General features: G+C 64.3%; 21 protein-coding genes. 3 read left to right on the top strand and 18 right to left on the bottom strand.

The genetic code is table 11. The features are described from left to right. Positions 1-22 precede the first annotated feature (22 nt). Both KBX17_RS01440 and guaB read right to left on the bottom strand, forming a co-directional pair. On the bottom strand, positions 23-1,261 hold the full coding sequence (locus tag KBX17_RS01440; RefSeq protein WP_256018168.1) for a GuaB3 family IMP dehydrogenase-related protein: 1,239 nt from the start codon (positions 1,259-1,261) through the stop codon (positions 23-25). Between the two features lie 36 nt (positions 1,262-1,297). After that, on the bottom strand, positions 1,298-2,830 hold the full coding sequence (gene guaB, locus KBX17_RS01435; protein ID WP_256018167.1) for an IMP dehydrogenase: 1,533 nt from the start codon (positions 2,828-2,830) through the stop codon (positions 1,298-1,300). A 114-nt stretch (positions 2,831-2,944) separates the two neighbouring features. Here guaB and KBX17_RS01430 point away from each other — a divergent pair, with 114 nt between their 5' ends. Further along, complete coding sequence (locus KBX17_RS01430) at positions 2,945-3,316, top strand: DUF5319 domain-containing protein (protein ID WP_040423417.1); 372 nt, start codon at positions 2,945-2,947, stop codon at positions 3,314-3,316. Between the two features lie 22 nt (positions 3,317-3,338). Here KBX17_RS01430 and KBX17_RS01425 read toward each other — a convergent pair whose 3' ends face one another. After that, positions 3,339-4,283, bottom strand: coding sequence for a hypothetical protein (locus KBX17_RS01425; protein WP_005286535.1), 945 nt, complete (start codon positions 4,281-4,283; stop codon positions 3,339-3,341). A gap of 2 nt (positions 4,284-4,285) precedes the next feature. Then, on the bottom strand, positions 4,286-4,897 hold the full coding sequence (locus tag KBX17_RS01420; RefSeq protein WP_256018165.1) for a sigma-70 family RNA polymerase sigma factor: 612 nt from the start codon (positions 4,895-4,897) through the stop codon (positions 4,286-4,288). A 246-nt stretch (positions 4,898-5,143) separates the two neighbouring features. Between KBX17_RS01420 and KBX17_RS01415 the strand changes: the two genes are divergently transcribed. Next, positions 5,144-5,458: a WhiB family transcriptional regulator gene (locus tag KBX17_RS01415; protein ID WP_040423419.1), complete on the top strand. Its 315-nt coding sequence runs from the start codon at positions 5,144-5,146 to the stop codon at positions 5,456-5,458. Positions 5,459-5,535: 77 nt separating this feature from the next. On the opposite strand, the gene groL is transcribed toward KBX17_RS01415, so the two are convergent. The 11 genes from groL to glmS form a co-directional block, all read right to left on the bottom strand. After that, positions 5,536-7,143, bottom strand: coding sequence for a chaperonin GroEL (groL, locus tag KBX17_RS01410; RefSeq protein WP_256018163.1), 1,608 nt, complete (start codon positions 7,141-7,143; stop codon positions 5,536-5,538). A 19-nt stretch (positions 7,144-7,162) separates the two neighbouring features. After that, complete coding sequence (gene groES, locus KBX17_RS01405; RefSeq protein WP_040423912.1) at positions 7,163-7,465, bottom strand: co-chaperone GroES; 303 nt, start codon at positions 7,463-7,465, stop codon at positions 7,163-7,165. 209 nt (positions 7,466-7,674) lie between these two features. After that, positions 7,675-8,124: a hypothetical protein gene (locus KBX17_RS01400; RefSeq protein ID WP_005286548.1), complete on the bottom strand. Its 450-nt coding sequence runs from the start codon at positions 8,122-8,124 to the stop codon at positions 7,675-7,677. A 105-nt stretch (positions 8,125-8,229) separates the two neighbouring features. Next, positions 8,230-9,282, bottom strand: a complete 1,053-nt coding sequence (gene tsaD, locus KBX17_RS01395; protein WP_256018162.1) for a tRNA (adenosine(37)-N6)-threonylcarbamoyltransferase complex transferase subunit TsaD — start codon at positions 9,280-9,282, stop codon at positions 8,230-8,232. Beyond that, entirely contained in the window at positions 9,279-9,764 is a 486-nt protein-coding gene (gene rimI, locus KBX17_RS01390; RefSeq protein WP_256018160.1) for a ribosomal protein S18-alanine N-acetyltransferase, read from the bottom strand. The genes tsaD and rimI overlap by 4 nt, the downstream gene beginning before the upstream one ends. Beyond that, entirely contained in the window at positions 9,765-10,451 is a 687-nt protein-coding gene (gene tsaB, locus KBX17_RS01385) for a tRNA (adenosine(37)-N6)-threonylcarbamoyltransferase complex dimerization subunit type 1 TsaB (protein WP_256018159.1), read from the bottom strand. Beyond that, the gene (locus tag KBX17_RS01380; protein WP_255994442.1) at positions 10,452-10,988 is read right to left on the bottom strand and encodes a hypothetical protein; all 537 of its coding nucleotides are present in this window, start codon (positions 10,986-10,988) and stop codon (positions 10,452-10,454) included. Positions 10,989-10,998: 10 nt separating this feature from the next. After that, positions 10,999-11,478 carry a tRNA (adenosine(37)-N6)-threonylcarbamoyltransferase complex ATPase subunit type 1 TsaE gene (tsaE, locus tag KBX17_RS01375; protein WP_256018157.1) on the bottom strand — a complete coding sequence of 160 codons (480 nt, stop codon included), beginning with the start codon at positions 11,476-11,478 and terminating at the stop codon, positions 10,999-11,001. Beyond that, on the bottom strand, positions 11,462-12,589 hold the full coding sequence (alr, locus tag KBX17_RS01370; RefSeq protein WP_256002281.1) for an alanine racemase: 1,128 nt from the start codon (positions 12,587-12,589) through the stop codon (positions 11,462-11,464). The genes tsaE and alr overlap by 17 nt, the downstream gene beginning before the upstream one ends. A gap of 175 nt (positions 12,590-12,764) precedes the next feature. Further along, positions 12,765-13,424, bottom strand: a complete 660-nt coding sequence (locus tag KBX17_RS01365; RefSeq protein WP_255998060.1) for a hypothetical protein — start codon at positions 13,422-13,424, stop codon at positions 12,765-12,767. Positions 13,425-13,433: 9 nt separating this feature from the next. Next, entirely contained in the window at positions 13,434-15,296 is a 1,863-nt protein-coding gene (glmS, locus tag KBX17_RS01360; RefSeq protein ID WP_256018302.1) for a glutamine--fructose-6-phosphate transaminase (isomerizing), read from the bottom strand. 87 nt (positions 15,297-15,383) lie between these two features. Between glmS and KBX17_RS01355 the strand changes: the two genes are divergently transcribed. Beyond that, entirely contained in the window at positions 15,384-16,235 is an 852-nt protein-coding gene (locus KBX17_RS01355; protein ID WP_256018155.1) for a dienelactone hydrolase family protein, read from the top strand. 33 nt (positions 16,236-16,268) lie between these two features. Here KBX17_RS01355 and KBX17_RS01350 read toward each other — a convergent pair whose 3' ends face one another. The 3 genes from KBX17_RS01350 to KBX17_RS01340 are packed head-to-tail and all read right to left on the bottom strand — an operon-like array spanning position 16,269 to position 18,500. Further along, positions 16,269-16,523, bottom strand: coding sequence for a hypothetical protein (locus tag KBX17_RS01350; protein ID WP_005286575.1), 255 nt, complete (start codon positions 16,521-16,523; stop codon positions 16,269-16,271). Further along, positions 16,523-18,187: a hypothetical protein gene (locus tag KBX17_RS01345; protein WP_256018154.1), complete on the bottom strand. Its 1,665-nt coding sequence runs from the start codon at positions 18,185-18,187 to the stop codon at positions 16,523-16,525. Before KBX17_RS01345 ends, KBX17_RS01350 begins: the two co-directional genes overlap by 1 nt. Beyond that, complete coding sequence (locus KBX17_RS01340; RefSeq protein WP_256018152.1) at positions 18,180-18,500, bottom strand: hypothetical protein; 321 nt, start codon at positions 18,498-18,500, stop codon at positions 18,180-18,182. The genes KBX17_RS01345 and KBX17_RS01340 overlap by 8 nt, the downstream gene beginning before the upstream one ends. Between the last annotated feature and the right edge of the window lie 21 nt (positions 18,501-18,521).

The raw sequence follows: 18,521 nt of genomic DNA, 5'->3' as shown, positions 1-18,521 counted from the left end.
TGTCGGCTACGAAAGCGTGCAGCTAGTTGGCGACTGCGATGTCGACTTTTTGGAAGCTCTTGATGTCTGTGTACCCGCACTTCGCCATCGCGCGGCGCAGGCCGCCGACGAAGTTGGAGTGGCCCCAGGTGCTGGTGCTCGGCCCGTGGAGAATGGACTCCAGGCTCGGACGGCCTTCGCCGATTTTGTCCAACATCTCTTCGCGGGCGCGCTCTTGATCTGCGGGGGTGTCTCCTTCCGTGGAGTACCACCCGAGGCCGAAACCGAAACCGGAGCCGTCCACGGCGTTGGAAATCGTGCCGCGCGGAAAGCGCGGGTGAGCGGTTTGCGGCTGCCAGTAGTAGCCGCGGCCCGCCGCCTCAGCGGCGCCGGCGAGCGCACTGCCGAGCATGACAGCGTCGGCGCCGCACGCGACGCCGCGTGCGATCTCGCCGCTGGTGGCAAGGTCGCCGTCGGCGATGATGTGCACGTAGCGGCCTTCGGTCTCGTCGAGGTATTCGCGGCGCGCGGCTGCCGCGTCGGCGATCTGGGTAGCCAGATGCGTGTCGATGCCCAAAGCGACCGACGAGGTGGTCGCGCCCTGTCCGACGATGATGCCGGCCGCGCCGGCGCGCATGAGGTGCAGCGCGGTGGTGTAGTCGGCCACACCGCCGGCGATGACGGGAACATCGAGGGAGCCGATGAACTCTTTGAGGTTGAGCGGTTTGCCGCCCTCCTGGACATGCTCGGCGGAAATGATCTCGCCCTGGATGAACAGGATCTCCGCGCCGGCCTTGACCACGACCGGTGCGAGCTCGCGGGCGTTTTGGGGGCTCACACGGACGGCGACGGTGACGCCGGAGTCGCGCACCTGGGCGATGCGTTCGGTCAGCAAGTCGGTGTCGATGGGGGCGGAATGCAGCTCCTGAAGCTCAGCCACGCCGGGCTGACGCAGATCCATCGGATCGGGGTCGGCGAAGATCAGCGGAGCAATGACCTTCTTGATCGCAGAGTCGAGGTCGGCGTGGCGTCCCCACAGACCTTCTGCGTCAATCACGCCGAGCCCACCCTGCTTGCCCATCTCGATGACGAACTCAGGGCTAGCCAGAGCGTCGGTTGGGTGGGAGGCGAAAGGGATGTCGAAAGTGTAGGCGTCGATATGCCAGCTCAGGTCCACGTCCTTCGAGGAACGAGTGCGGCGCGCGGGCACGATCCCGATATCCCGCAGATTGTAGGCGCGGCGGGCCTCGCGGCCGATGCCGATCTCAACGTAGTCGCGCATGCGTCTTTCTCTCTTTTCTCCGCCGAACTGCCGCCCTCACCCGCGGTAGTTCGGAGCTTCGACAGTCTGCGTGATGTCGTGCGGGTGGGACTCGCGCAGGCCAGCGGCGGTGATCTGCACAAAGCGTTTGGTCTGCAGTTCCTCAATGGAGGCGGAGCCGGTGTAGCCCATGGCTGCGCGCAAGCCGCCGACGATCTGGTGGGTAATGGAGTCCAGCTCGCCGCGGTAGGGCACGCGGCCTTCAATGCCTTCTGGCACGAGCTTGTCCTCGCTGGTGACGTCAGCCTGGAAGTAGCGGTCCTTGGAGAAGGAACGCTTCTCCCCTGTCAGGCCGCGGCCCTGCATCGCACCCATGGAACCCATGCCGCGGTAGCGCTTGTACTGCTTGCCACCCACAACGACGATCTCGCCTGGGGCTTCCTTCGTGCCGGCGAGCATCGAGCCGAGCATGACGGTCGATGCACCAGCCGCGAGCGCCTTGGCCACGTCACCGGAGTGCTGCATACCGCCGTCGGCGATGATGGGCACGCCAGCCTGGTGGGCAGGAACGGACGCTTCCAGGATGGAAGTAATTTGCGGGGCGCCCACACCGGCGACAACACGCGTGGTGCAAATGGAGCCCGGGCCGATGCCGACCTTGATGGCGTCCGCACCGGCTTCGATCATTGCGGCGGCGGCTTCGCGGGTGGCTAGGTTGCCGCCGACGACATCGACGCGGTCGCCGAAGTCCTTCTTCACGCGCGCCACCATTTCCAAAACCCGGTTGTTGTGGGCGTGGGCGGAGTCGACGATGAGGGCGTCCACGCCAGCGTCGACAAGCAGCCCCGCGCGGGAGTAGGAGTCCTCGCCTGTGCCGATGCCCGCAGCGACCAGCAAACGCCCCTCGGAGTCCTTGGACGCGTTCGGGAACTGCTCGGTCTTCACAAAGTCCTTCACGGTGATCAGGCCCGTGAGTTTGCCCTGCTTATCGACGATTGGCAGCTTCTCCACCTTGTTGGCGGACAGCAGCTTCAGCGCCTCTTCCTTGCTCACGCCGTCTTCGGCGACGACGAGCGGCATCGGAGTCATGACCTGGGCAACCGGGCGGGAGAAGTCCGGCTCGAAACGCATGTCGCGGTTGGTGATGATGCCGACGAGCACTCCGTCGCCGTCGACGACCGGCAGGCCGGAGATTCGGAAGCGGGCGCACAGCGCATCCACGTCAGCGATGGTCATGTCCGGCGACGCGGTGACCGGGTCGGTGACCATGCCGGATTCCGAACGCTTCACCACATCGACGTGCTCTGCTTGATCTTCGGCGGACAGGTTGCGGTGCAGCACGCCGATGCCGCCCTGGCGGGCCATGGCGATAGCCATGCGGGACTCGGTGACGGTGTCCATTGCGGCGGAAGCAACCGGGATGCCCAGGCGGATGTTGCGGCTGAACTGGGCGGAGGTGTCCACTTCACCGGGAACGATGTGGGACTCTGCCGGGAGCAGCAGCACGTCGTCGAAAGTCAGGCCGCGCAGGGCGATCTTGTTCGGGTCGTCCCCACCGGTGTGTACTCGCTGATTGGCTTCGCTGGACATGCCCTATCGCTCCCTTTCTTACAACCGCTTCAAGCACTTACGCAGATAGCATAGTGCCTTGCGCCCACACCCCGCGATTGTCCTTCCGCCCCGATCCGCAATAGGGTGAAAGGCGTGAACTTTGACTCCATGATGCCGCGCGACCCCTTCGCCGACGATCCCAACGATCCGGCATCCTTCATCGAAGACGACGAGGTCGTGGAGCCACTGACGCCCGAGGAGCGCCAGGCCGTCATCCGCGACCTCGCCCAGACCCGCGAGTTCAAGGAAGTCTTGGGCCCCCGCGGAATCCTAGGCATCTACTTCATGTGCGAAGACTGCGATGAAGTGCATTTCTATGACTGGGACATCATGATCAACAACATGATCGCCAACCTCAACAACGAGCTGCCGCCGGTCCACGAGCCGAGCGCGGAACCGAACGAGCGTGCTTATGTGCCGTGGGATTACGCCCTGGGCTACCTGGACGGACTCGACGCGCGCTAACGCAGCACGAGACCGCAGCTAGTTAGCCTGCCTGGTCGGAGGATGCGGCCGGGCTCGACGGGGCCGCTGACGGTGCTGGCCCGGATGGGGCCGAAGACGGAGCTGGCGCAGGTGCCGGCGCCGGCGCCGGGGCTTGCGTTGCAGCGTTGGATGGTGCCGGCTGAGTGCCCGGGTTCGCAGTCGCTGCTGGCTCGGTGACCACGACTGTCACCGTGACGGTATCTGGTGCAGGCGGCTGGGAAGCCGGACGTTCTGCGTCGTCTTTCTTCCGCTCAGTGGTGACCGTGACCGTTTCCTTGTCCGGACGCGGGGTCGAGGTGGTACCGCGCTGCGAGTTGCCGCGATCGCCGCGGTCACTGCGCTCCGCCTTCAAACTCGAGCGCAGTTGCTCGATCAGGCTGCGGGCACCTTCGATGTCGCCTTCTTCAGCCTTCGAGTCGATCTCATCGAGCGTGCTGGCCAGCTCCACATAATCGGTATTTCCACCGAACAGCTTCTGGGACGGGCCCCACAGCGGTGAATCCGGGGTGGCGTTGTACAGCGCAGCACCGGTGCCGGCCACCATGACCGTGGCGGCGGCTGCACCGACCAGACCTGCCATCCATGGGCTGGTGCGGTAACTGCGGCGCTTCTTGCGCTCAACGTCGAGCGGTACCGGGGCGACGGCCGCATCCACGTCGTCATCAAGCAAGTCGTCGTCAAGCAGCTCGTCCGAGAGCGACTCGTCCAAGAACGGTTCCCCCGCCAGAGGCTCCCCTACCGTCGGGTCCTCCGGCATCGGGGCCACCGGCATCAGCTCCTCCGTCGCTGGGGCCTCCAACGTCGGAGCCTCCGGCATCGGCGCTTCAACGTCGTCGCGCAGCTCCAAGAAGAGAGTAGCCAGCTGGTCTTGGCCGTCGGACGGGTCAATACCGTGGGACAGCGCTGTCAGGAATTCATCGCTGCGGTGTGCATCTTGAGGTTTCACGGCTACCCTCCTTGCTTCTTCTCGAGAGCCTTGCGCAGGGTGGCCAAGGCTCGGTGTTGGGCGACGCGGACTGCACCGGCTGTACTGCCGGTGATTTCCGCTGTCTCTTCGGCGGAAAGACCGACAAACACGCGCAAAACGATAATCTCACGCGCCTTCTCACTTAGTTGATCGAGCAATTCACGCGCAGCGTTACTACCTTCCATCTGCATCGCCGCATCCTCGGGCGTGAGACCGGAAAACTCCTGGTCAGGAACCTCATCTGTGGGGTTTGCTTTGTCGCGCGAAAGAGCCCGATGAGCGTCCGTGACTTTGTTGAACGCGATGCCGTAAACGAAAGCCATGAACGGCTTGCCCGTGTCCTTGTACTTGTCCACAGACGTTGCCACAGCGAGGCACACCTCTTGAGCGACGTCTTCCGCCGTGGGTGTGCGGCCGCCGTTGATGCGCGCACGGCAGTACCGCAGCACCATGGGGTGCACGACTCGAATGATGTCTTCTAACGCTCGACGGTCCCCCTCTTGTGCTCGCGGTACAAGGTGAGCCAGCCGGCTGTCGGTGTCTACTCCTGACACGCCTCTCCTTTGCTCGCTCGTTGCCAGGGACCCGTCCATCGTACGCATACTCCCCGACACCCCCAACTGGAAAACTAAGAATAATTCACCGAGCTTTAACCTTGGCACATTTTCGCTGCTTATCGACGCGCCAGAATGCCGAACTCTCTGTGTTCAAACTGGGCGACACCTGACAGAAACCCGTTGTTTACCCGCACAGTGAACACTCCCTTGTCGGTGCTTGGCTCCCCATCAAGCAAAGCACGAACGGATCGCTACCTCAGGAGACCGCAAAGAATGCCTACGATGTCCATGCCTTCGCAACTGCCCGGCCCCAACGCTGATTTTTGGGATTGGCAGCTCCACGGCGCTTGCCGCGGAGAGGCGTCCGATGTCTTCTACCACCCGGACGGGGAGCGCGGCCGTGCCCGCACCCAGCGCGAGAACCGGGCGAAAGCTATTTGCTTGGGCTGCCCGGTGCTCGAGCAGTGCCGCGCCCACGCTCTCGCTGTCGCTGAGCCGTACGGCATTTGGGGCGGTATGAGCGAGTCTGAGCGTCACGCCACTTTGCGCGGCAACCGCAGCCGCGGCGGCAAGAAGGTCGCCGTCGCCGCACGCTAGGCGCGTCCGGCACAGCAAAACGCCCCACCGTGTTCCGATGGGGCGTTTGCTGCGCGATCACGCGCGGGCGTGCAGCTCTAGTGCTGGTGCCCTGCGTGCTCGTCTTCTTCGGCAGGCTTATCCACGACCGATGCCTCGGTCGTGAGCACCATGCGTGCCACAGACGCAGCGTTGACCACTGCGGAGTGGGTGACCTTGACGGGGTCGATGATGCCCTGCTCGATGAGGTTGCCGTACTCGAGGGTGGCGGCGTTGAAGCCTTCACCGTTGGGCAGCTCAGCGATCTTGGACACGACCACGGATCCGTCCAGACCGGCGTTCTCGGCGATCCAGAAAGCGGGCTTGGTCAGTGCGCGGGCGACAGCCTGGACGCCGACCTTCTGCTCGCCGTCGAACTCTTCCGCATACTTCTGCAGCTCGTTCGCGATCTGCACCAGTGCGGAACCACCGCCGGCGATGATGCCTTCCTGTGCGGCGGCGCGGGCAGCGTTGATAGCGTCCTCGACGCGCAGCTTGCGCTCGTTGACCTCGGTCTCGGTCGGCGCGCCGACGCGAATGACGGCGATGCCGCCGGAGAGCTTGGCCAAGCGCTCCTCGGCCTTTTCCTTGTCCCAGGTGGAGTCGGTGTTCTCGATCTCGCGGCGGATCTGGCCGCGGCGGTTCTCCACTGCCTCGGCGGAACCTGCGCCGTCGACAATGACGGTGTCATCCTTGTCCACGGCGACGCGGCGAGCGCTACCCAGGACGTCGAGCTCGATGTCCTTGAGATTGATGCCCAGCTCCGGATCGACCACGGTGGCCTCGGTGACCACAGCGAGGTCGTCCATGAATGCTGCGCGGCGCTCACCGAAGTACGGGGACTTCACGGCGACGACCTTGAGGGCGCCGCGGATGGAGTTGACCACGAGGGTCTGCAGCGGCTCGCCCTCAACGTCCTCGGCGATGATGAGCAGCGGACGGGAGGTGGCCACGACCTTTTCCAGCACCGGAAGGAACTCCGGCAGGGAGGAGATCTTGTTGCGCACCAGCAGAACCAGCGGGTTCTCCAGGACAGCCTGGCCGGCCTCCGGGTCGGTCATGAAGTACGGGGACAGGAAGCCCTTCTCAAAGGAGATTCCTTCGGTAACGTCCACGTAGGAGTCGATGGACTGGGACTCCTCAACGGTGAGAACGCCGTCCTTGCCCACCTTGTCCATGGCGCCGGAGACCATCTCGCCGACCTCTGGGTCGCGGGAGGAGACGGTGGCCACGTTCGCGATTTCCTCGCTGGAGGAGACGTCGGTGGCGCGGGCCTTGAGCTCCTCGACAACCTTCTCAGTGGCTGCGGAGATGCCCTTGTTCAACTCAATCGGGTTGGCGCCGGCAGCGACGTTGCGCAGACCTTCGTTGACCAGGGCCTGAGCGAGCAGTGTCGCGGTAGTGGTGCCGTCACCGGCGATGTCGTTGGTTTTCACAGCGACGGACTTGACCAGCTGCGCACCGAGGTTCTCGAAGGGATCCTCGAGGTCGACCTCGCGGGCGATGGTCACGCCGTCATTGGTCACGACGGGGCCGCCGAAAGCCTTGTCCAGCACGACGTTGCGGCCGCGGGGGCCGAGCGTGACGCGCACGGAGTCAGCCAGCGTGTCCACGCCGCGCTGGATGCCCTCGCGGGCCTCCTGATCAAATGCAATCAGTTTTGCCATTGGGGATTAATCCCGCCTTTTACTTTTCGACGACGGCCAGCAGGTCACGAGCAGACAGCAGGAGGTACTCCTCGCCGTCGTACTTCAGCTCGGTGCCGCCGTACTTGGAGAAGATCACGGTGTCGCCTTCCTTGACGTCCACCGGAATACGGTGCTCACCCTCGTCGTCCCAGCGGCCCGGGCCGACGGCGATGACGGTCGCTTCCTGCGGCTTCTCCTGAGCGGAGTCCGGAATGACCAGGCCGGAGGCGGTGGTGGTTTCAGCCTCGACGATCTGGACGAGGATCTTGTCCTCCAGGGGCTTGATGTTGACGTTTGCCACGGTTTGAAAACCTTTCGTTTCAGACTTGGTTTCTTCTTCGGTCGGTGCGCAGCCGTCGTCGCGGGTGAACAAACTGTGCCCAAAACCTGGTTAGCACTCTACCCTCGCGAGTGCTAGGTAACAACAAGGGCCGAGTCCGCAGTGTCCGCCTGCAGCGAACTCCACGTCTACCCGGCCCGAGGGTTAAGGCCCGAAGCTCTACAGCAGGTCTACTCCTGCGGGGAGCCCATGTTGAGCACGGCGTTGCGCCACAGCTCGTACTCTTCACCGTTGTCGTTGATGAAGTTGCGCACAGCACGGATGGCTTGCTTGATCTGGGTGACAATCTCGTCGTCAATGCTCTTGCCGCCGCGGCCGGTGAAGATCACCGGACCGGAGATAGCGTGCACCGGGTCGGTGAGGAAGTTCGGGTTGTCGGTGGCTGCCTGGTTGCGGGCCATCGACGCGACCGGGTTCGGGGCTGCGCATTGCTCACGGGCCTCCGGGGAGTAGATCGCCTGGAACTCGTTGTCCTGCTGGACGAATGCGACCTCGACCTGCTCCTGCACGGTCGGGCCGAGGAACTGCTCGGCGCTACCGGTGCCGAAGACAATGCGGTGGTAGGTCAGGTCCGGGTACACCAGGAAACCGAAACGCTCGTGGTCCTTACGAGAGCTCATAGCTAGAGGTCCTTTCACAGTTTATGGGTGGTGTTTCTGCGTGAATCATCTTCACGTTAGCTCTAAATGCCCACGTGCGCTCGGCAAGCGCATCGCTGGCACCACCTAGCCGGTGACCAGTGGCGTTTCCACCTCGAGGGCAGTGTCTGTGGCCGTCGACAGCGGCGACGGTTCTGCACCCTCGTGAATCAGCTGTGCGGCCAACGCCGCGATCATGACCCCGTTGTCCGTGCAGAGCTTGAATCGCGGCACACGCAGTTCAACTCCGGCCGCCGCACAGCGTTGCTCAGCTACTGCCCGCAGGCGGGAGTTCGCCGCGACTCCCCCGCCAAGCAGCAGCGTGCGCGCACCGGTGTCCTCGCAGGCCATCATTGCTTTCGCGGTGAGCACGTCGACGACAGCCTCCTGGAACGAGGCGCACACATCCTCGATGGAGATGACGGCGCCGTCCCGCTCCGCCGCCTCAACGTACCGCGCTACAGCAGTTTTCAATCCGGAGAAGGAGAAGTCGTAGCGGTGCTCGCCGCGCAGATCCTCGGCACGCGACAGCCCGCGCGGGAACCGGATCGCGTCCGGATTTCCCTGCGCCGCCAGCTTGTCGATCACCGGCCCGCCCGGATACCCGAGTCCCAAAAGCCGGGCGACTTTGTCGTAGGCCTCGCCAGCAGCGTCGTCAGGCGTGCTGCCCAATTCGCGCATCGGCTTGCCCACGGCATCCACCTCAAGAAGCTGCGTGTGCCCGCCGGAGACAAGCAGCGCGATGGAGTGCGGCAATTCCTCAGCCCCATCCAAGTTGGCCACCGCGACGTGCCCGCCGAGGTGGTTGACCCCGTAGAACGGCACACCCCACGCTGCGGCGTACGCCTTCGCGGCAGAGGCCCCCACGAGCAAAGCGCCGGCGAGCCCTGGGCCGACAGTCGCGGCGACAGCATCTGGCTTATCGACGCCCGCTTGCCCCAGCGCCTCCTCCATCACCTGCGGCATAGCCTCCAGGTGGGCGCGCGAAGCAATCTCCGGGACGACACCGCCAAAGCGGGCATGTTCAGCCATCGATGAGGCTACGACGTCGGCAAGCACCTCCATCGTTCCGTCCGACGCGAGACGGATGATGCCGACACCTGTCTCGTCGCAGGAGGACTCGATCCCGAGAACAATCATGCTCCGCTCCTTTCGCTCAGACTGTGCCGCATCATGGTGTACGCGTCCGCGCCAGACGGCTGGTAGTAGCCTTTGCGCAGGCCGATCTCGGTGAAACCGAACTGCTCATAAAGCCTAATGGCCGCGGTGTTGTCCACGCGAACCTCGAGAAACATCTGCCCATCGTAGGCGTCCGCGACATGCACGAGCTGCTCCATGAGCACCGTGCCGATGCCCTCACCTTGGTGCTCGCGGGCTACAGCGATGGTGTGCACCTCGAACTCGGGATCGTTGCGGGGACCGAGCTTGGCCAGGCCCGCGTAGCCCACCAGCTCCGCCTCCGCGTTCTCAGCCCCTGCGAACGCTCCGACGTAGAACGTGTGCGGGTGCGCGAACTGCACCAAGAAAACATCACGCGACCACGGACTCTCGTCAGCGAACAGGTCGGCCTCGATTGCGGCGACGGCAGACGCGTCAGCCTTTTTCAACTCACGCAGGAACATCTACACGTCCACGTCCGGGATCGCCGGCGACTTCGGCTTCGGAGCCGGTTCCTTCGCGTCCGGACGACGCAGATACAGCGGCACCAGCGGCTCGGGAGTTGCGGCCAAGTCAGCCACTGCGACGAGGCCCGCAGGATGCGGGGGGATGTAGGTGATGTGGCGGGCGACGTCGATAAGCTCGGCGGGCAACTGTCCGCGCAAACTTTCCGGGCAACTGATCACGTCTGCACGGGCCACGTTCAGCGCGGCGGGTGCGACGACATCTGGCCCCGCCACGCGCCGCGCGGCTTCGTAGCGGGCCCAGTACACCTCGCGGCGGCGGGCATCGGTGACGATCAGGCTGCTGCCCTCCCCGTGTTCCTGCTGCGCAAGAGCCGCGACCGCATCGTGGGTGCACACACCGTGCACCGGAATGCCCAGTGCCTGCCCGAAAGCAGAGGCCGTGGACATGCCCACGCGCAGGCCCGTGAATGGGCCGGGGCCGCAGCCGACAACCACAGCGTCGAGATCACTGAACTCGAGCCCTGCCTGTGAGAGCAGCTCCATGACGGTGGGCACCAGCAGCTCGTTGTGCGCGCGGGTTTCCGTCACCGCCTCCGCGAGAACGCGGGCGTCACCGCCGGTATCCGTGTCGACGATCCCGGCGACAAGATCCGTCGTCGCAGTGTCGATCGCCAGAACGTTCATCTACTGCACGCGCGGCCCGAAGCGCCACTTGTCGCCGTCCCAGTGCACCGGGAACCCGTTCTCGGTGCTGACGTACTGGTTGAAGTAGTTGCCGTTGCACAAGTCCATCACGTCGTTCGGGATGGTGTCCACGGCCTCGAAGCCCTTCTCCACATCCGAGGTGAGCAGGACGTAGCTGTTGCCGGACTCGAGATCGATCTGGTCCTTGACGCTCTCAGCGGCCTTCAACTTTGCGTCGATAAGCTCCTGCGGCTCTTCCTTGCACAGCGGAATGAACGCCGTGATGTCCTCACCGTAGACGTAGCGCAGGTCAATCACCTCGGCTGCAACCGCATCGCTTGTCGACGGCTCCATCTCCTCCAACGTAGAAACAAGCGAACCGGATGCATCCGCCTCCGACACGGGCGTCGATTCCCCGGCAGCGTTCTTCGACGACGAGGACTTAGGCATGAGGAACATCATGGCCACCAACGCGATGATCCACAGCGCGATGACGATTCCCGTCCAGCCCTTCTGGCTTGCTGAGAGCTTTTGCATGCGTCCAACCCTACCCCGCTGGCGCCCACGAGATAACCCGCCCCTCGTCGAGAGCGTCGCGGTTGAGGGTGACCACCAGGTAGCGGGAGGTCAACTGTTCCACCAGCCCACTACCCCATTCCGCCACCACGACCGCGTCTTCCAACTCCGAATCGAGGTCGAGCGCGTCGAGCTCTCCCAGCGGGTCTGCCGTGCCAGTTCCACCGACGCTGTCGAGCAGACGGTAGGCGTCCACGTGCACGAGCGCTGGGCCGTCCCCGTTGTTCTTGTGCTCTCTGGCGATGATGAAGGTCGGGCTGGTCACCCGGCCTTTTACCCCCATCCCCTGAGCAATTCCCTGCGTCAGCGTGGTCTTGCCCGCCCCGAGTGGGCCGTCGAGGATGACCATATCCCCTGCTTCCAGGCTCGCACCGAGCTGCTTACCGAACGCGCGGGTGTCCTCGACGGTAGCGCATTCCGTGCGCCCGGGCTGATCAAAGGGAGGTTTCATGGCTGTATTGTCTCTCAACTCGCCCGCACGGGGAGCACACCACCTCATAGTGAATCGTCCCAGCACGGTCCGCCAGCTCCGCCGCACTCATGCCGCCCTCGCCGAAAATGACAGCTGCGTCTCCTGGTTGCACATTGGCTGCGTTGTCACCGAGCCAAACGATGAACTGGTCCATGCACACCCGTCCGACCTGCGGATAACGCGCACCGTTCACCGTCACCTCGACCGCGTCCTGCCAGGCGCGCGGAAGCCCGTCGGCATACCCAACAGGCACGACCGCCGTGTACCCGTCCTCCGGCGCAGTCCACGTCAGCCCGTAGCTCGCACCCTCACCCTTTCCGATGCGTTTCACGGCGACGATCTCCGCCGACCACGTCATCGCCGGGCGCAGCTGGGCGCGGTCGAAGTCGGTGTTCGGCGCGGTTCCGGGCGCTGCTTCCGGCCCTGTTTCCGGCGCGACGGGGTCAAGCCCGTACAGCGCCACTCCTGCCCGGACCTGCTCGAAGGCCAGCTCCTTGCGGGACAGCGTGCCGGGAGAGTTCGCCAGGTGGTTACACGGCACGTCCAGCCCCATGCTGCGGGCCAGGGCAATGCCACGCTGAAAGGACTCGTACTGCTCCGTGTTGAACGGGTTGCCCGGTTCATCAGCGCAGGCAAGGTGGGACATCACGCCCCTGACAGTGAGGCCAGCGTTCGTGGCTATCGCGAACGCATCGGCCCAGTCCTCCTCGTCAATTCCGGAGCGGTTCATGCCTGTGTCGAGCATGAGGTGGACGGGGGTGTGGGGGGAAACGTCGATAAGCGTGCGCAGGTGCGTCAGTGTGGGGACACCGACCTCGATGCCTGCAGGAATGGGTTCGCCGGGGGCCCACATCCATGCGAGGACCGGCTTGTCGGTGAGACGTTTGACCTGGGCGGCTTCGGCGAGGGTGGCCACCCCGAACGCGTCCGCTCCAGCCTTGTCCATGACCGGAACGACGCGCTCCACCCCGTGGTTGTACGCATTCGCCTTGACCACGCACATCAGTTTCGCGGCACCGGCACCCCGTTTGAGCAGGGCGGTGTTGTGCGCGATCGCGTCCAGGTCGATGTGGAGTGTGGCGGGACTCATGGGGAATATTGTGCCAAAGGCCCGCTTGCCGGAATACTGCTCGGGCTTTTTCAGAATACTGCTCAACTGAACCTGCTGGTCAGAAGTATGCGATGCGGCTAATAAGCGCCAGCAGTCTTCTAGGCGCCGCGAGCAGGCTTAGGGCCCGCCGCGTACGCACACGCACCCGCACGGGCTACACGAAGTGGATCACACCGAGCAAGACCAGCAGTGCCGCCACGAACCAGGTCGCGCCAAGAGAGACCTTTTCGGAGTTGTCGCGAGCCCAGTCGAAGGCGCGGCCAGCGGGGCTGAGCGGGGCCCGTCGCACCCACCCCACGAGCAGAGCGCACACGGTGGGCAGGCTCAACGCAACGGTGGCGTAGAGAATGAGGAAGGTGTACCGGGTCGCCAGCTCAACCCCCGCCGTCGACAGCACGGCCAATCCGCCGTAGAACGGCACGGACGTGGCCGACTGGATCAACCCGAGGATGAAACCGACCACAACAGTCGTCGGCGAGGGGGTGCGCAGCGGTTCCAGAATGCGCGACACCAGGGCGGAGTTGTCCCCGCCGCGCAGAGCCAAGAGCCCGGTGACCAGGCCGGTGGCAATCAACAAGATCCCGAAGATCGGACCTTCGACGAAGCGGTGGACGACCGAGCCGAGACCGTCGAAAAGCACCAGCATGATGAAGGCGAGCGACGCCACACCCAGCCAGTCCCCGGCGATGAGCAGACTCACCGTGCGCGCGTACTGGCTGCTGCCGCGCGGCACAATGATGCCCACCGCCACGATCACCCCAATGAGCAGAAGGTTGATCGAGTCGACGAAGGCGAACCCGAGGGCCGAAAGCATCTGTAAGCGCTACTCGACAGTGACCGACTTGGCCAGGTTGCGCGGCTTGTCAATGTCCTCGTTGCCGCACTCGCGTGCAATGAACGCCGCGAGGAACTGCAGCGGAACGGTGGCCAGCAGCGGCTGCATGATCGTCGGCGACTGCGGGATGCGCATGAGCCAGTTCGCGTACGGTTCGACGGCGGTGTCGCCTTCTTCCGCGATGACGATCGTCTTGGCGCCGCGGGCGCGGATCTCCTGGATGTTGGAGACGATCTTGGAGTGCAGCTGGGACACGCCGCGCGGGCTCGGGACGATGACCACGACGGGCAGGTCGTCTTCGATCAGCGCGATCGGGCCGTGCTTGAGCTCGCCGGCGGCAAAGCCTTCGGCGTGGATGTACGCCAGCTCCTTGAGCTTGAGCGCACCCTCGAGCGCGATCGGGAAACCGACGCCACGGCCGAGGAAGAGCATGGTCTTCACAGCACCGAGGGTTTCCGCAATGTGCTTGCACGTGTCGTGGTTACCCAGCGCGGCCTCGATCTTCTCCGGGATGGCTTCGAGTTCCGCCCAGATATCGCGGATCTCATCCGGGTACTTCGTGCCCTTCGCCTGGGCGAGTGCGAGACCGACGATGTAGTTCGCGGCGACCTGCGCCAAAAACGCCTTCGTCGACGCCACACCGATCTCCGGTCCGGCGTGGGTGTAGAGCACAGCGTCGGACTCGCGCGGGATCTGGGAGCCGTTGGTGTTGCACACCGCCAGCACCTTCGCGCCCTGCGTCTTGGCGTGCCGGACAGCCTCGAGGGTGTCGGCGGTCTCGCCGGATTGGGAGATGGCCAGCACCAGAGTGCGCTCGTCGAGCACCGGGTCGCGGTAGCGGAACTCGGACGCCACCTCGATCTGCACCGGGATGCGCACCCAGTGCTCAATGGCGTACTTCGCAGCCAGTCCGGAGTGGTAGGCGGAACCGCAGGCGATCACGAAGACCTGGTTGAAGGACTGCAGTTCACGCTCAGAGATGCTGTTCTCATCGAGGATGACGCGCTCGCCGTCCCAGTGGCCGGCCAGGGTGTCGCGCACAGCTGCCGGTTGCTCGTAGATCTCCTTCATCATGAAGGAATCGAAGCCGCCCTTTTCTGCAGCCTCCAAGTCCCAGTCGATGGTGAAGGGCTTGGACTGGGCCGGGGTGCCGTCGAAATGCAGCACCTCGTAGTCGTCCTTCGTGATCACCACGACGGAATCCGATTCGAGCTCCACGGCGTTCTTCGTGTACTCGATGAACGCGGCGACGTCGCTGCCGAGGAACATTTCGCCCTCGCCCACACCGACCATGAGCGGGGTCGAGCGGCGTGCGGCAATGATCTGGTCCGGGTGGTCGGCGTGCACAAAGAGAATGGTGAACGCGCCCTCGAGCTTGCGCAGCACGCTTAACGACGACTCCTTGAAGTCCCCCGCCGTCTCCCCCTCGTTATAGGCGAGAGCGAGCAGGTGGGCAGCGACCTCCGAGTCCGTTTCGGACTGCATCTCAATCCCGGAGCGCTCCAACTCCTCACGCAGGGACGCGAAGTTCTCGATGATGCCGTTGTGGACGATGGCAGCCTTGCCGTCGAACGACATGTGGGGGTGCGCGTTCTCATCCGTCGGGCGGCCGTGCGTAGCCCAGCGGGTGTGCCCGATCGCCGTGGTGCCAGCCAGGTTCTCTGCGCCAATTTCCACGATTCTGTCCTCGAGGTTCTGCAGTTTGCCCGCACGCTTTGCGACGTCCAAGCTGCCTTGACCCACTACAGCGATACCGGCGGAGTCATACCCGCGGTACTCCATGCGCCTCAGGGCGTCGAGCGCGATGCCGAGTGCCTGCTGGTCTCCTACGTATCCCACGATTCCACACATGCGCTTAAGGATAGCCATGTCTGACCCATCACTACTAACCAACGTCAGCTGCACCCTCCGCCCGGCGTATGCAGTAGTCTTGGGGGCGTGTCTGCGAACTTGAAGAAGCTCAGCGAACTGTCCAAGCGAGGCCCCTACCGCGTCATGGAGGGCGACCTTGGATACACCGGCCTGCCCGGCAAGGTCTACTTGCCTGCCGAAGGCACTGCCATCCCCGGCGTGGCATTCGGCCACGACTGGATGAAGAGCGCCGCCAACTACGAGAAGACGCTGCGCCACCTGGCTAGCTGGGGCATCGCAGTCGCCGTGCCGGACACGGAGCGCGGTTTCAACCCGAACCACGCCGGTTACGCCGCCGACCTGGAGACCTGCCTGCAGATCCTGGGTGGGGTGCGCATGGGCAACGGCAACGTCACCATTTCCCCGGGCAAGCTCGGTGTGGCCGGCCACGGCATGGGCGGCGGCTGCGCCGTCCTCGCCAGCGTGGACAACGACAAGGTCAAGGCAGTTGCACCTGTCTACCCGGCATCCGTCGCCCCTTCCGCCGTTGAGGCGTCCCGCACTATGTTCAAGCCGGGCATGATCATCGGCCCCGATGAGGACTCGGACGCGATCTTCGATCCGGGCAACCCCGCCAAGCTGGCCTACAACTGGGCTGGCCCCGTCGCGTACCGCACGGTGAAGAAGGGCAACCAGCAGGCACTGAGCGAGGACAACTTCCGCAAGATGCTGCTGGGCGTGGGCAAGTCCAAGACCAGCGTCCAAGAGACCATCCGCGGCCTGTTAACCGGGTTCTTCCTGCACCAGCTCGCTGACGAGAAGAAGTACGCAGACTTCTCCGAGATGGATGCCGCTGGCAAGGGCGTGGAATCCATCGTGGGCAAGGACCTTGCCGATCACGCCGGCTTCGCACGCTCGGACACGAAGAGCATCTTCTAACTCCAGCGTGCGGGTTCGCCCCGCCGCCTGGCGTTAGCCCTGTTCGGATCCGGCCCCTGTCGGCCCTTCCCTCCGCAGCACACCCTGCACTTTGCCGTGGCGGACGCCACGGTAACCTCCGCGCGGGGTGGTGGTCGGCGGCTTCTGAATATTCATTTCCTTGGCGAGAGCCTGCTGCCGTGCAGTCTGCTCCATTTGCTGTTGAGTTTGCTGCAGCACCAGTTCGAACTCCGCCATGCGGCGCGCGGTGCGCTGGTTGAACTGGTCGACAAAATCCTTGAAGTCCATCACCACGTCCTCGTCTTCCTCGTGCGCTCGTTTGTGTCAGTGTCAGAACCGGTGTCAGTGCCGCTGGAGTCGGTGTGCGGCGCTGCAGGTTCGGCCGGCTTGTGCGGCTCCGCTGGGGCAACGTCGGTTGCGCCGCTCGTTTGGCCCAGCTCGCCCGCACCGGCGGGTGCCACTGACTGTTTCGGTGGCGGCGGAGGCTCCTTGACCTCAGCAAGCTCGGGCGGCGGTGCCAGTTTGTCCTCGGACTGTTCAGTTGCGGGTTCTTCAGCTGCTGGTTTTTCCGTTGCCTGTTGTTCGGGTGTCTGTTGTTCCGGTGCCGGTTTTTCAGGCAGGTTGTCCGATTCCGCCTCTGGTGCCTCCGGCGGGCATTCGCAGCCCGTTGCCGGCGGGAGTTCTGTGGCGGAGAGACAGTCCATCACCATGTTCTTGAACTCCTCCACCCCAGCAATGAACTGGCCGATTGCGGCTTGGCCCACCGGCCCCACCGGCGGGACGGCAGGAAGCGAGGGCGGTGCAGGAAGCACGGGAGGTGCCGTTGGAGCCGCAGGAGCGGGTGAGACCCCTCCGAGATCACCACCCAGTCCGACGTTGATATTCACGTTGAGGTTCGCTCCGCCAGCACCCGCGGTGAACCCTGCGGGCGCCGTCGCCACGCTCGCCGGATTAGTCGGCATAGTCAAAGACTCGGCATTCGGGGGCGCGGCCTGGACCGACGGGGCAGGTGCAGCAACCGGAGCAGGTCCCGGGGCGGGCTCTGGGGCAGGCCCAGGAGCAGGTGGTGCTGCCTGGGGGCCAGCCGGTTTCACGGGCGCTTCCGCCGCTCCAGTCGGGGGCTGCTCCTTCACCGGTGGTCCATCAACTGGCGGCCCCTCGACCGGTGGTTTCACTACCGGCGGTTCCTTCTGTTTCGGTTGCTCGGGCTGTTCGGTTTGTTTTGGCGCGTCCGGTTCGCCCTCTGGGCTAGCAGGTGCGCCGTCGTTAGGCGGGTAGTACTCCTTCACGGACGGGGATGGGAGCTGGCCAACTTCGTCGTAGAGAGGCTCCAGGTGCTCGTAGCATTGGCGCATGCACTCATTGCGGTCGTCGATGGTTTTCTCGACGTACATCAGCGCTTTGACGACGGGCAAGAGCACGGCGGCCTCGTTCTCCGGCGACGATACTGCACGCGCCAAGGGGAGGAACCTGAGCAACGTATCCAGGATCGCCAGCACGCCGTCTTCCGCGTTGGAATCGATCTCATCGACGGCATCGACACACTCTCCTGTTTCGGTACGCAGATCCTCAAGGCAGCGGTCTAGTTCACGCTGGCCCTCATCGAGGTCATCCTCATGGCCGGTGATCCCAATATCCCGCAGCCAGTCGCCTGCGGAATTGAACGCGCCGAACGCCAATGGCGCTAGATCAACGAGAAGGCCCACAATGCCCCAGCCGCCCGAGCGGCCGCCAGGGCGTGACTTGCCGCCTGGCTGGTCCCCTTTGGGGTTGAACCGCGCGGCTTCGGTGGACAGGGCGCTGGTGTCTTTCCCGTTGGTATAGTCCAACTTCGCCGAGATGTCACTCACCTTGGCGTTGATCTTGTTCAGGTCTCCGGAGGAGACACCATTTATTGCGGCTGCTTCCCGCGTGACAGCGTTGAGGCGGTCTTTGACCTGCGCGTTACTCACGGGTGAACCTCCTCAACACGGCCTCCATCGGTGCGGCGTTGTCCTCATCCGTGGACTCGACATCGTCGGTGAGCGTGAGAATCGACTCGTAATGGCGTATCCTCTCCTGCAAGCGCGCGAGAGTATTCTCATGGACCGCGGTCATGGCTGCCCCCAAGCGTTCCGCGTCGCTGGTGAACCCCTCCCCCAAACAGGCCGGATCCACGCTCGGCCGCTGCTGGCGGAGCAGCTCCACCGCTTCGGTATACCGGGATATCGCGCCCCGTAGCGCTTCCCGCATCTCACCCGTGTCCAGCTCTAAAGGTGCATTCACGTTCAATCCCCCCGCGTAAAT

The sequence above is a fragment of the Corynebacterium sp. CCUG 65737 genome, assembly GCF_024454115.1.
In the GTDB taxonomy this organism is placed as follows: domain Bacteria; phylum Actinomycetota; class Actinomycetes; order Mycobacteriales; family Mycobacteriaceae; genus Corynebacterium; species Corynebacterium genitalium.
This window is presented reverse-complemented; position numbering and strand designations above follow the sequence as displayed.